Annotated in this window: 17 protein-coding genes and 1 other RNA gene; all 18 read right to left on the bottom strand. The window is 49.5% G+C overall.

Annotated features, from left to right (window positions below; all coding sequences use genetic code 11):
• Window positions 1–59: 59 nt before the first annotated feature.
• The 18 genes from ACR9EC_RS01070 to ACR9EC_RS00985 all read right to left on the bottom strand — a co-directional run bounded on the left by ACR9EC_RS01070 (window position 60) and on the right by ACR9EC_RS00985 (window position 12,697).
• On the bottom strand, window positions 60–467 hold the full coding sequence (locus ACR9EC_RS01070) for a hypothetical protein (protein ID WP_435299682.1): 408 nt from the start codon (window positions 465–467) through the stop codon (window positions 60–62).
• A gap of 83 nt (window positions 468–550) precedes the next feature.
• Window positions 551–892: a hypothetical protein gene (locus tag ACR9EC_RS01065; protein WP_435299681.1), complete on the bottom strand. Its 342-nt coding sequence runs from the start codon at window positions 890–892 to the stop codon at window positions 551–553.
• Window positions 874–1,314 carry an RHS repeat-associated core domain-containing protein gene (locus tag ACR9EC_RS01060; RefSeq protein WP_435299680.1) on the bottom strand — a complete coding sequence of 147 codons (441 nt, stop codon included), beginning with the start codon at window positions 1,312–1,314 and terminating at the stop codon, window positions 874–876. The genes ACR9EC_RS01065 and ACR9EC_RS01060 overlap by 19 nt, the downstream gene beginning before the upstream one ends.
• A 13-nt stretch (window positions 1,315–1,327) precedes the next feature.
• Window positions 1,328–1,702 carry a hypothetical protein gene (locus ACR9EC_RS01055; RefSeq protein ID WP_435299679.1) on the bottom strand — a complete coding sequence of 125 codons (375 nt, stop codon included), beginning with the start codon at window positions 1,700–1,702 and terminating at the stop codon, window positions 1,328–1,330.
• Between the two features lie 95 nt (window positions 1,703–1,797).
• Window positions 1,798–2,136: a hypothetical protein gene (locus ACR9EC_RS01050; RefSeq protein ID WP_435299678.1), complete on the bottom strand. Its 339-nt coding sequence runs from the start codon at window positions 2,134–2,136 to the stop codon at window positions 1,798–1,800.
• A 58-nt stretch (window positions 2,137–2,194) separates the two neighbouring features.
• Complete coding sequence (locus ACR9EC_RS01045; protein ID WP_435299677.1) at window positions 2,195–2,464, bottom strand: hypothetical protein; 270 nt, start codon at window positions 2,462–2,464, stop codon at window positions 2,195–2,197.
• Window positions 2,457–2,879: a hypothetical protein gene (locus tag ACR9EC_RS01040; protein WP_435299676.1), complete on the bottom strand. Its 423-nt coding sequence runs from the start codon at window positions 2,877–2,879 to the stop codon at window positions 2,457–2,459. The genes ACR9EC_RS01045 and ACR9EC_RS01040 overlap by 8 nt, the downstream gene beginning before the upstream one ends.
• Before the next feature lie 419 nt (window positions 2,880–3,298).
• Window positions 3,299–3,672, bottom strand: a transfer-messenger RNA (tmRNA) gene (gene ssrA / locus ACR9EC_RS01035).
• Window positions 3,673–3,763: 91 nt separating this feature from the next.
• Window positions 3,764–4,267, bottom strand: coding sequence for a hypothetical protein (locus tag ACR9EC_RS01030; protein WP_435299675.1), 504 nt, complete (start codon window positions 4,265–4,267; stop codon window positions 3,764–3,766).
• Window positions 4,264–4,623, bottom strand: coding sequence for a response regulator (locus ACR9EC_RS01025; RefSeq protein ID WP_435299674.1), 360 nt, complete (start codon window positions 4,621–4,623; stop codon window positions 4,264–4,266). Before ACR9EC_RS01025 ends, ACR9EC_RS01030 begins: the two co-directional genes overlap by 4 nt.
• 3 nt (window positions 4,624–4,626) lie before the next feature.
• Window positions 4,627–5,118 carry a chemotaxis protein CheX gene (locus tag ACR9EC_RS01020; RefSeq protein WP_435299673.1) on the bottom strand — a complete coding sequence of 164 codons (492 nt, stop codon included), beginning with the start codon at window positions 5,116–5,118 and terminating at the stop codon, window positions 4,627–4,629.
• Window positions 5,115–5,498 (bottom strand): response regulator, encoded by a 384-nt coding sequence (locus ACR9EC_RS01015; protein ID WP_435299672.1) that lies wholly within the window; start codon window positions 5,496–5,498, stop codon window positions 5,115–5,117. The genes ACR9EC_RS01020 and ACR9EC_RS01015 overlap by 4 nt, the downstream gene beginning before the upstream one ends.
• On the bottom strand, window positions 5,495–6,334 hold the full coding sequence (locus ACR9EC_RS01010; RefSeq protein ID WP_435299671.1) for a CheR family methyltransferase: 840 nt from the start codon (window positions 6,332–6,334) through the stop codon (window positions 5,495–5,497). The genes ACR9EC_RS01015 and ACR9EC_RS01010 overlap by 4 nt, the downstream gene beginning before the upstream one ends.
• A 3-nt stretch (window positions 6,335–6,337) precedes the next feature.
• The gene (locus tag ACR9EC_RS01005) at window positions 6,338–7,492 is read right to left on the bottom strand and encodes a protein-glutamate methylesterase/protein-glutamine glutaminase (RefSeq protein ID WP_435299670.1); all 1,155 of its coding nucleotides are present in this window, start codon (window positions 7,490–7,492) and stop codon (window positions 6,338–6,340) included.
• A gap of 29 nt (window positions 7,493–7,521) precedes the next feature.
• The gene (locus tag ACR9EC_RS01000) at window positions 7,522–7,941 is read right to left on the bottom strand and encodes a chemotaxis protein CheW (protein ID WP_435299669.1); all 420 of its coding nucleotides are present in this window, start codon (window positions 7,939–7,941) and stop codon (window positions 7,522–7,524) included.
• Window positions 7,941–10,250: a chemotaxis protein CheA gene (locus tag ACR9EC_RS00995; RefSeq protein WP_435299668.1), complete on the bottom strand. Its 2,310-nt coding sequence runs from the start codon at window positions 10,248–10,250 to the stop codon at window positions 7,941–7,943. Before ACR9EC_RS00995 ends, ACR9EC_RS01000 begins: the two co-directional genes overlap by 1 nt.
• Before the next feature lie 88 nt (window positions 10,251–10,338).
• Complete coding sequence (gene csrA, locus ACR9EC_RS00990) at window positions 10,339–10,584, bottom strand: carbon storage regulator CsrA (RefSeq protein ID WP_435299667.1); 246 nt, start codon at window positions 10,582–10,584, stop codon at window positions 10,339–10,341.
• 49 nt (window positions 10,585–10,633) lie between these two features.
• Window positions 10,634–12,697 carry a flagellar biosynthesis protein FlhA gene (locus ACR9EC_RS00985; protein ID WP_435299666.1) on the bottom strand — a complete coding sequence of 688 codons (2,064 nt, stop codon included), beginning with the start codon at window positions 12,695–12,697 and terminating at the stop codon, window positions 10,634–10,636.
• Window positions 12,698–12,700 lie beyond the last annotated feature (3 nt).

Raw genomic sequence — 12,700 nt, 5'->3', positions numbered from 1 at the left:
TACTTGACTCGACTAACTTAAATTGTGTTTTCGATAAAATATTTCCAATGTTGCTCTTATCAAAAAAAATGTTCCTCAAATATTCTATCCTTATGTTCCACCCTCCTAGTGTACAAAGTCGCTTTTCCTTTATTTTTATAAATCATTACCATGTATAATAAATGCCCCTTTCTTCTCCCTGTTCCATAAAGAACATTGGAGTTTATTTTCACAAAATCTTTTAAAACTATTTTTCGACCTGATAAATTAATTTTTTTCCATTTTTCTTTTCTTCTATTTAAAAAGTGGAATCTCTTAATAAGGAAAACGTTATATACGACAGCGGAAAAAAATACAAAAACTCCAACATATGTAATTAAGCTTGACGTTTGAAGAAAGGATAATGTGCAGAAGATTCCTGCAGCATACGGGGTAATAATCCTTGCGTAACCTACTTCGCTTACAAGAATTTTCCATGTTTTTTTCATTAGTAACGTTCTCTCTTAGGGGAGGGAGCAGATCGAGCGACTGAACCGATATAATATTTTTTATTTATCGATTTAAACCTTTCCTACCTTTTTAAACTTCTATTATATGAAGCTTTAAGTTTTTTCCTTTTATGCAGGTTTTGTTTTCCTTTATTACGGATTCCTTTCGGCGCGTTATCCATACCTCGGTTAAATTTCTTTTTAGACCTAGCAGCCCATGAAACTCCCACCCGTCCCGTTATTAGTCCCGAAGCGTTCAAGGCAGCTGATTTATAGTTCCCTGCAGCCAAATCCATTCCAACGCGCACTCCTGCGTAAACTCGAGCTATGGCGCCTCCAATACCAGGTACGAAAGCGAGAAAGCTCATTGCAGTATCTGCTATAGCCATTGCTTTCGCATATTTGTTCATTTTTTGCGCAACCACTTAAGGAACATACCGTCGAGGTCGTGTGAGTTGATTGGGTCTTGTGGATACACATAAGCCGTTGTGTTACCGCCTAGAATCGGGTCACGCGAAGTAAACGATCCGGTCACGCTGTTATACAAGCGAACACCCATAAGTATGAGTCCCGAACCATTAACAGCACGCTGAGCAGAACCGTGCCAGCCATACTGGTTTACACCCGTACTAGCAAAACCACTAGTGAGCATATTTCCAAACTCATCAAAGCCAGCCCAACCACTAATTCCAGTACCCGCTTCAGAACCAGTTACAGGGACCGTCGCAACCGTATCCCCATTAGGATTACGCAACGCCACACTCACAACGCCCTCAGCATTAACTACTGACAGATCAGAACCAATAGACGACTCATATACATCGAAATTGTAAATGAGTGACTTCATGTTGAAAGTCTCACTAATTCTTACTCATACTGGAATGTTTAACGTCGAGACCTTCAGCAAAAAATCCGAGATAAAAAACATTCGTGAAAATCATTACGTTTGTGTTATCTCTTCGTAAATACTCTTCTCCAAAAGTAAAAAATTCAAATTCAGAACAAAATAAATCAGGAATTGAAATTTCGTCAGATTCCATATAAATATTTTTTATTCCGTAAAACGAGAAACATATTTTTGACTTTTTATCTTCGGTGATGAAATCCAAAAATACCTTATTTGTCGCAAAATCAAATTGAAACAAGGACATTCTTGCGCAATTATACAAATCGAAACGTCCGAGTTCCGGAATTTCCACCTCTATAAAGGAGTTGGAATCTTCTGGATATTTCATTCCTTTAATTATCATTCTGACCTTTTAATTCGATTTATGCGCTAAAGAATCAAAACACTCTGCAAATTTCACGCAATCGGAATTTTACTTTTCCGTTAGTCATTTTTTCTCTTCCACCATGCTGAATCGTCTTCATCCATAGTGAGGTCCGCACGGCAATCAAAGAAACGCTTCTCTAATACCGGTTCCACATCTCCAGAAACCCATACAACGCCCCACTGATTTAAAAGTTCCTCTGCCTGTTCCGTGTATACCAGATTGTACATTCCAAAACGCTCTCTATCGAAATAAAAAGCTTTATATGGAGGTTCAAGAAGAATCACCCATGAATCCTCAAAGATTTCCGGGTATACAAAGACAAACTTTCCTACAGATTTACCTTTTGTAGATACACCTAGACTCCCTCTATCTGCACAAACTGCATCCATAAGCATGGTTTACCTCTTATGCTTCATAGGAAACTCCTGAACGTAAAGAGTTTTGATTGAAAAGCTAAAATTTTTTGCGAGAAAAAACTAACCAAATAAATATTACACAAAGAATAAACAAAGCCAGATTTGTAAATAATTTTTCAAGCCATCCCGGAAAAATAACTACGAGAACACAAGCAAACAGCAATACGAGTATCTCACCTGCAATGTTTTCTATACACTCGTACATATATGAGAGAACCTTCGAATTCCTTCTCTCATTTTTTCTTCGTCTTCCGTATTTTCTTTCTCTGACTTCCATAGAATCTGGAAATTCTTTTCCATTACTCATACCAAGAATTTAATTGCTGAAGCGAACGGACTCCACCTATCTGATATTTTTGAAACATATCCAATATCTGCTCCCTCTGGATCCAGCGTCCACTTTTCAAGCTTAAAGCATCAATAATTGTGTGTAGTGAGAGTTCACCCCCAATCCAAAGTTCAACAATCGGAAACGAACTGTTGAGTTCTTTTTTTAGCGGCACCTCACCAAGTAACGTAACTATTACTTCTTCTACAGGTTCAGGACTTATCTCTTGCTGCGCTAGCTTATATTTGAATAATCGCCGCAACTTAGGTGTTTTCCTATACTCAAGGAGGACGACCACTTCAAGAAGCACTTCGCTCTCACTTGATATCCCTTCCATCAAAAAACTATATTGCCCTCTCTCTATAGCATTTATGATTTCCGGGTCTCCGTTCACCCTTGCACACTCCTCCCGCAATCCCTTTTAGCGCATTTTTTCTTTTCGTCATATTTAGTTTCTATGCTTCCACGCATTTATTTTTGTTATTACCGGGTAGAATCGTTCTCTCTCGGCCACTTTCGTACGCCAATAAACGCCACCACGATTGCGCTCAACCACAGCAGAATCGCCAGTTCAAAGCCTCCCGAAACTTCTACCACTACTCCCACCGTGGACAGTACAAGCGAGAATGCTATGAGGTATATGTAAGTCTTCGACTGCTTTTTATCTGACATCGTTCCTCAGTTCCTTAAGAAATGACTGCTATTCGTATGTTTGTATAGAGATACACGTAGGGGGTTGCACACCAAAGTGTGCAACCCCCTACGAGATGCTTGGACAATCAGCGACGTGAACACCTGAAAAGTGTTCGTCACCAGTGGAGACGCGGGGAATCGAACCCCGGTCCGATGACGCACATCCAGGACTTCTCCGGGCGCAGTCTGCTATGGATTTTCTCGGCCCCAGCACTCGCACAGACACGTTTGCTGACAGGCCCAGTCGTCTAAAAGTCCCTGTAACCCCAACGACAAAGGCTACAAGCTAGCTATCTAGATGACGCCAGGATCCGGGGCGATAGCATCCCCGGGCTGACGGACTTCATATGGCTCTGCGCAATTAGGCAGCAAGAGCGAAGTCGGTGCGCTTAGAATCTGCACCTATTGTTTTGTAGGCATCGTTAACGAGATAAGCCCACATCCTCGGCCCGCTTCTCCTCGAAACACGACCACCGTCGAAACCGATCGTCCCCTATGTTGTTTTCAAGCATCATCCGGAATTCACCGGACACAACTATTCTAGTCCAACACTATGTCCGTCGTCGCCATTATTTATTTCACAAATTATGGGACGATCAGGATCGACATGTTTCCGCTGCCGTATCCAGACACATTTACCTCAATGTCGAGACGTGCAACATACGCCATCACCCACTGAGAGATATCCGTAGGCAAAGGCTGCTGCGGCGCATGCAATGTTCCAAGCCGTAAGTGCGGTGCCCCATCTAGGTTGAACAGGGCTGCACACACGTTCGCTACTTCGTGCGTTGCCTCAAGAAGAACATCCGACAGTTCACCAGCACGCGCGTCATCTTGCGACACACGTGCAGGCATCAACGCAAGCGATGCGCCAAGGTGAGCAGAAGCAGGAACATCCAACACAATCAACGCATGCAATTGCAGAAAGTCAGACACATACTCTGCGACGACTGCACCGCCCGGACCCTCAGGGTCAACCATCGGTCCGCCAGTTTTGAGTTCTATTTCCCTACCAAGAAGCCCCTCAAGCATTTCGCGTACTGCTTGTGCCTTAGGTAGTGGTGACGGCACTTTACCGAACCCGCTCATGCCAACACCGGATCAATCTCAGCACGGAAACTCTCTGCAGTAAACGGCTTAGCAATCAAAAAGAGCGCCCCCGCGTTAGCAGCCTGTTCACGCATTTCAGCTGAACCTTCAGAGGTCACAAACCCGAAAGGCACGTTGCATCCCGCCTGGCGCAAAGCCTGCAACGCTTCAAGGCCAGTAGCGTTAGGCATGTTCCAGTCGGACAACACAAGATCTGGGTTGTTGTCGAGGGTCAAGTCGTAAAGCTCTTGCCCGTCGCTTGCTTCAAGGATTTCCCAGTCATATCCCGCCTGACGCAACGTACGAACAACAATTTGGCGCATCACACGCGAATCATCGGCAACAATTACAAACATTTTTTAACTCCATTCACCGCTGTTTGGAAGAATCCACAAAGACACGTTGAGGTGTTGGCCGCGCCAGTTCACATCAAGGTCTTGGAGGAATAATCCGTTTGGTCCGTGTGCTGCATCATTCGATACTGACGGCAAAGACAAGCGCGCTGGCACTTCAACCAGCGACTTGACGTTCCCGCCAACAACGTTTGCGATCTCACCGAAAGCGTCAGTGAGGTCTGCGTACGAGATTTCTTCATCGCTACCCATCATCAGTAACGAACGCACAATTTCGTGTGCGGTTTCTTGCTGAGTGCGTACCAGAGCGCGCGCTACGAGTGGCCCCTCGGGAAGTTCCATTTGCATGTCCACCCACGCACTCAACGTTTCATCGTCAGTGTTGCTGGGCCCTGATTCAAAGACGCAAATTTCTCCTGCGTCGAGCATTGCAGCAAATACTTCTTGCACAATCGCTAATATTTGGTCTTTGCTTACTGCGATCTGAACAGGACTCATAGTTTTTCCTCCACCGGAAGTAGACCCAGTAGATCGAGCTTCTGCGCGATCGCTTCAGGGGTAAAAGGCTTAATCAGATACTCGTGTGCTCCAGCGGCCAGCGCTTTGACGATCTGGCCATGCTCAGATTCGGTTGTCACCATCATGAGCGTTGTGTTGCGCCATTTTTGTGAGGCGCGAACTTCTTTAACAAAGGTCAACCCGTCCATGACAGGCATGTTCCAGTCGATGCAGCACAGCACAGTGTCTGGGTGTTCTTCAAGGACTGTTAATGCTTGAGCGCCGTCTTCGGCCTCATACACCTCAAAGTTGAGGTTGGTTAATACGCCGCGGACGATTCTGCGCATGGTGCGTGAATCATCAATAACAATGGCTTTCATGATGCACTCTCTGCTTTCTGGTAGACAGAACTACGCCCGACCGGCACGCGAACCCAAGACTGATCAATACCGACAGTTGTTTCAGCCGCGCCAAGGATGAGGAACCCACCCGGCCGCAGCACACTCCTGACCTTTTTCAGCACTTCAAGTTTCGTTGCGACATCAAAATAGATCAGCACGTTCCGAATAAATACGACGTCAAAAGGCCCACCGCTTGGTGGCACGTCAAGCAGGTTGTGGCGTTGAAAACGAACCATAGAGCGCAGCTCTGAACTGATTTCCCATTCGGTTCCTTCCCTGTGGAAGTGACGCACAAGGTGGGTTGCTGGAAGTCCGCGGTTCACTTCCAACTGGCTGTACCGTCCGCTCTTGGACCGGTTCAACACTTGCTGTGACAAGTCTGTTGCGACAATATCCAAGCTTGGTCGTGGGTCTGTGAACGACGGCGAATCAAAATAGTCTTTGAGTGTCATCGCAATGGAATACGGCTCTTGCCCAGTTGAGCACGCAGCCGACCACACTTTAAGTGTGCCCAACGGTTTCCTGCTTTTGCGAAGCTCAGGGAGGATGTGTTGCGTTAAAGCAGAAAACGGTTGCGTGTCTCGAAACCATGAAGTCTCATTTGTTGTGAGTGCTTCAACGATCAGTTCCGTTTCCATAAGGTTTAAACTTGTGCGTTTCTTCGCCACATACTCGTCAACGCTCACCCCGTGTTCACGAGCAAGGTGCATGAGCCTTGATTCAACAAGATATTCCTTGCCTGGAGCAAGCGAAATTGCGCTTTTTCGGCGCACCAAATCAGAAATGAACTGAAAGTTCTCTTGCGTGATGGTCATTGCTTACTCACCCCTCTTCATGGTTGTCACTGCGCCTGCAGTTGCTGCTTGCACAATGCCTTTTATAGTTGTTGCGACTTCGGTCAGCGGCACAATCCGGTGGGCGTACCCGGCCGTCGCAACGGCACCTGGCATCCCCCACACCACTGAAGTTGCTTGGTCTTGCACAACCACGGTTCCGCCCTCGTCGACGATACGACCGCACCCGACTTTTCCGTCGGCACCCATTCCCGTCAGTACAACTGACAACAGCGCGCCTTTATAGATGTCTGCGGCAGATTGGAACAGCACGTCAACTGACGGGCGACAAAAGTTCACTGGCGGCTTTTGGTTCAGTGCACACCGCACGTTTCCAGTAGAAGCCGACAACGTCAGATGCCAGTCGCCAGGAGCAATATAGATCGTTCCCGGTCGCGCTATTTCACCATCGACAGCTTCAGTGACCGTATGAGGACCCAAGCGGTCTAAACGTGCAGCAAGTTGTTTTGTAAACAATGCAGGCATGTGTTGCGCAATAAAAACTGGGACAGGCAACGGCTCCGTCAAAGCCGCAACAAGCTTCGATAATGCTTCGGGCCCACCCGTAGAACTACCAATAATGACAGCCTTAATAGGGTGACGGCGTTGATCCGTACGCACCACTGCCTTCGACTGTTGGAACAGCGCGGAAGCCCCAAAAGTACTCGCAGCAGAACCCGCCGGGCCAGAAGCTGACTGCGCTGCACCTTGTGCAGTAAAACGGGCAGTCACCCTACCAGGTAGCAGACCACGAATTTTAGGAATCAGTTGTTCAGCAACCGCATTCAACGATTCAGTCACTGACCCCATATTCGCTGGTTTTGCAACATAATCTGAAGCACCAGCACTCAACGCGTCAAGAGTCGCTGTTGCTCCACGCTCCGTGAGCGTGGAGAACATGATGATAGGCGTACGAATACCGCGTTTACGCAGTTCACGAACAGTTTGAATGCCGTCCATATCAGGCATTTCCACGTCCATCGTGATGACATCTGGACGCAACTGCTCAATTTTTGTTAACGCTATCCGACCATTTGCGGCTGTTCCCACAACCTCAAAATCTGGATCAGATTCGAGCACCTGAACAACCAGGCGTCGAATAACTACAGAGTCGTCAACGACGACAACGCGAACACTCACGATAGTGCCTTACATGCTAGAAGCGATAGTTAAGCTGCAACAGCAGCGGCTACGTCAAGAGTCAACAGAAGTCGTCCCTCTAATTTGTATGCTCCTGTAACGAGTTCCCTTACTTCTTCAGAGAGTGTTGGGGGCGCTGGTTCGAAAGCGTCAGCTTCAACGCTGAGTACTTCGCCTACTTCGTCGACGAGTAAACTCATTGACTCACCATGCAAGTCGATGACAACCATCATTGATTCTTCGTCTTGGCTCAGTGCTGGCAGCCCAAGCTTGGGCCGCACGTCAATGGTGGTTACGACTTGCCCGCGAAGATTAACCAGACCGGCAACTCCCCGTGGCGCTAAAGGCACTGGTGTGCGGTTGTGGTGCCCTAGTGTTTCTTCGACTTGAAGTACTTCAATTCCGTACAGGCCGCCGGCAATCGTAAAGGTTATGTACTGTACAGCCATCAGATACCTACCAAGGTTGCGTCGAATGATGCGTCAGTTTCTGCACCGGTGTCTTCAGTGAAGAATTGTGGGTCTGCTGAGAGAAGGATGTTGTGTACGTCGAGCAGTTCAGTTACTGCATTGTTCAACACGATGGAACCAAGCAGCCCCGAATCTGTGACTTCGGATCGAGTCGCACCGCGATCGTCAAGGATTTCGATGATTTCGTCAACGACCATTGCGATTGTTTTTGCACCGCGGGTAAAGATAACCGTTGGTTTTTCAACTGCGTCAGTCGAGTCGTACACGCCCACCATGGAGCCGAGACGAAGCACGGGAACAATGGCGTTGCGGTATTGCACAACTTCGCGGCCGCCGACTGTTTCGAGTCGGTCCATTTGCAACTGTTCGAGTCGAGTAACGTCTGACAGCGGAATCGCGATACGACGACGAGGCGATAGACCGATACCAACAACGAGGTGTTCTGTAGACGGCACGAGTTGCTGGGCGTTTTCGCTCACGCTTGATGCAACTGCGTCTGCTGTTTCTGCGTTGAGTTCACGGCGTGCAATGGCGGGGGTGTCAAGGATGAGCGCGACTTGTCCATCGCCCATCAGTGTGGCACCGGCAAAAATTCCGATTCCTTTCAGCACTGACGAGAGTGGCTTTACAACGATTTCTTCGTTGTTCATTACTCGGTCGACGATCAACCCGAAACGTTGGTTATCTGCTTGCAGGACGGCAATGACAGCGGTGTCGCTGCTTTGGCTTGTTGTGCCCAAAACCTTTGACAACCGTACGAGTGGTAGGAGTGAACCGCGCAGACGGTACACCTCGCAGCCACCAATCATTTCGATGGATTCTTGGGTTTTTAAAGTGTCTAATGCGACGAGTTCTTGCAAGTTCACTTGTGGAATTGCGTAGATCTCTGTTCCTGACAGCACGGTGAGTGCTGGCATGATCGCTAGTGTGAGTGGGATCCGCAGACGCCACGTTGTACCAACGTTGACTTCGGATTCGACTTCAACTGTGCCACCTATTTCTTCAATGTTGGAGCGGACAACGTCCATTCCAACACCACGACCAGAAACGTTAGTGACTGCAGCAGCAGTTGAGAACCCAGCCATAAAGACAAGGTTTTGAATCTCAAAAGGGCTCATCAGTGCGAGCTGATCTTGAGTTTTCAGGCCGCGCTCGATTGCTTTTGCCGCAATTTTTACAGGGTCGAGGCCTGCGCCATCGTCTGTTACTTCGACGACGACTTGCCCACCTGCATGGTATGCGCTTAGACGCAGCACTCCTGTGCTTGCTTTGCCTTTTTCGACGCGTTGCGCAGGGGGTTCAATTCCGTGGTCTACCGCGTTACGGACAAGGTGAGTGAGTGGGTCTTTTACTGATTCGAGGAGGGACCTGTCGAGTTCGGTGTCGCCACCAACCATTTCTAGGCGCACTTCACGGCTGCATGATGCAGCGAGGTCTCGAACAACGCGTGGCATCTTTGCCCAAATGTGTTCGATAGGTTGCATGCGGGTTTTCATGACGCCGTCTTGGAGTTCAGAAGCGATCAAGGACAGGCGTTGTGAGGAGCGCAGCAGGTCACCGGATTCGAACCCTGCAAGTTGGGTGATTTGGTTGCGTACAAGGACGAGTTCCCCCACTTGCCGCATGAGTTCGTCGAGGAGGTCAACGTCAACGCGGATTGAAGAATCGGCAGAGTGTTTGACGGTGACAGATGGCGTGTTTGCACTAGTGGTTTCTGGTGCTGCCGGTGTTTCTATGACGGGTGTCGCGGCAATCACGGTCTCTTGTAGAGTTTCTGGAACTGTTACCGAAACTGTTTGAGGTTCCACTACCGGTGTTACTTCGCTCGTGTTTTCGCTGCTGTCTTCACTGACAGCAGGTTCCACGGTGTTCTCAGGGCTCTGAGACGCGGCAGGAAGCGGCACGTTATCGAGTGTTGCCTGAATCGCATCAATAGTGCTGGTGACGTCGATCCCTGTTTCTTCGCCGGTTTCTTCCAACCGGGCCAACAGCATTCGGATTGTGTCCACCATGAGCAGAAGTACGTCGGTGGTGCGCTGGTTCATGGTGCGCTTACCGTCACGTAATTCGACGAGGAGGTTCTCCCCCACGTGAGCAACCTTTTCGAGATTGCTCAAGGCTAAGAACCCACTTGTACCTTTGATGGTGTGGATCGTTCGAAAAATGCTGCTGAGTAGTTCGCGCGAGTCAGGGGTGCTTTCTAACGCGATTAAGTCTTGATCGAGTTGATCAAGGTTCTCTGTGCTTTCGATCAGGAATTCCCTGACGATCTCGTCGATGCCGTCCAATGGCCGTCCTCCTCCGGTTCATCAGGCCTTTCACCTGATGACCGAATTATCGGCCAGAGTTCACGATTTATGAGCAGTCGTCGAAGGATTACTTACCATCAGGATGGGTTGCTTGCAGTAGCGCAGCTACCGCAGCAGCATCGACCTCGTGGGCTGTTGCGGCGTTCGCGTTTGCTTCTTTGACTGCTTCGACGACTTCAGCGCGGTGAATTTTTAAATCTTTGGGCGCGTTGATGCCGATGCGCACACCGTCACCACGGCTGTCGAGGATGACAACTTCAATATCGTCACCTATAAGCAGTTTTTCTCCGACGCGGCGGCTCAACACAAGCATGTTTCTAGGTTACCTTGCGTCAGATTGTTTCCGGTGCACCTTGACGTCATTAAACGTTGTCAATGAGTTCGTGCTCCCTCACGACACCGACCGTTTCGACGTTGATTCCTGCGCGTGTGATCTCGGAATATGACAGCACGACAGCATCTGTAACTTGCAATGTGAGGGTCTGATGTAATGCGTGTCGAATTGCTGGTGAACATGCAAGCGCAACGGTGTGTCCAAGGTTTTCTGCTTTTTCTCGTAGCGTCGCGTAGCTGCGTAGGAGTGCTTCTAGACGTTTTGGGTCAAGTAAAAGTTGGGTGCCTTCGTCGGTTGGTCGTAGTGCTTCGAGTAGTGCTTGTTCAAGAACAGGGTCGAGGGTGAGCACTCGCACAATTCCGCCTTTTGCATATTTTGCGACGAGTGACGGCGCGATTGAGAGGCGGGCTGCTTCGATGAGGTGTTCTGGGTTTGTGCTGCTTTTTGCGCGTAATGATAGTGCTTCAAATATTCGTGTGAGGTCACGTATTGAGACGTTTTCGCTCAAAAGACCAGCGAGAACTCGTTGTATTTCACCCATCGAGAGGAGGTTGGGAACAAGCTCTTCGACGACAGACGGGCTGGCTGCTTTGACGCCTTCGGTGAGGAGGCGTACGTCTTCGCGGCTGAGGAGACGGTCTGCGTTGTGGGTGATGAGTGAGGAAAGGTGGGTGATGAGCACCGACACTCTGTCGATGACTGTTGCGCCTGCGAGTTCGGCTGCGAACCGCATTTCGAGTGGCACCCATTTTCCGGTGAGGCCAAAGACTGGTTCGACGATTGTGTCACCTGGCAGTGAGCCGAGGTCTTCACCGAGTGCGAGCACCCGTCCAGCGGGTAGTTCACCGCGAGCGACTTCTACTCCGGATATGCGTAGTGCGTAGGTGCCGCTGGGGAGCTCCATGGAGTCTCGTGTGCGTACTGGTGGTACGACGATTCCGAGGTCCATGGCGAGTTTGCGTCGTAGGCCTTTGATGCGGGCGAGAAGGTCGTCGTCACTTGAGGTATTGACGAGGTCGACGAGGTCGGTAGAGAGCAGGACTTCGAGTGGTGAGACTCGCATGTCTTCGATGAGTGTTTCTGGAGTGTCTTGCGCTATTGGTTTTTGTTTGTCGGCTGCGGCTTGGACGATTGCTTCGAGTTCTTCTTTCTTTTCGCGGGCGCGTACTTGTGATGCGGCGATGAGTAGTAGTGAGCCAATTGCGAGGAACGGGATTTTGGGCATTGATGGGAGGAGGCCTAGTCCCATGATGGCGCCACCTGCGATGAAGAGTGCGGTGCGTGATTGGGAGAGCTGCTTGGAGGCAGTGGTTCCCATGTCTTCTTCGGTTGCGGAGCGGGTGACGATGATACCGGTTGAGACGGACATCAGGAGCGCTGGGATTTGGGTGACGAGGCCGTCTCCTACCGATAGGAGCGAGTACGTTTGGATTGCTTCGGTGAAAGGCATTCCGTTTTGTACGAGGCCGATGGTGATACCACCGATGAGGTTGATGAGTGTGATGATGATGCCGGCTATGGCGTCACCTTTCACGAATTTGGAGGCACCGTCCATTGCTCCGTAGAAGTCGGCTTCTGCTGCTACTTCGGCGCGGCGTTTGCGGGCTTCTGCTTCGGAGATGATTCCTGCGTTGAGGTCTGCGTCGATGGCCATTTGTTTACCGGGCATGGCGTCCAGGGTGAATCGTGCGCCGACTTCGGCGACGCGGCCTGCACCGTTTGTGATCACCACGAATTGGATGATGACGAGGATGAAGAAGATGACGAGACCGATGATGAGTGAGCCGCCCACGACGAAGTGCCCGAACGCGTTGATGACTTCTCCTGCGTAGCCGTCGCGTAGGACGAGTCGGGTGGAGGCGATGTTGAGGCCGAGTCTGAACAGGGTCAGAACGAGCAGGATCGAGGGGAAGATCGCAAATTCGATTGGCTTTTTGACGTACATGGAGGTCAGCAGGATGACGAGGCCAAGACTGATGTTGACCACGATGAGGAGGTCAAGTAGCCCTGCTGGGAGGGGCACGATCAGGAGCATGACGATGCCGACCACACCGATTGGGACGGCGAGTTTGCCTAGGTTATTGAAGTTCATAAT

The sequence above is a fragment of the Timonella sp. A28 genome (genome assembly GCF_051200815.1).
Classification (GTDB): Bacteria; Actinomycetota; Actinomycetes; order Actinomycetales; family Cellulomonadaceae; genus Timonella.
This window is presented reverse-complemented; position numbering and strand designations above follow the sequence as displayed.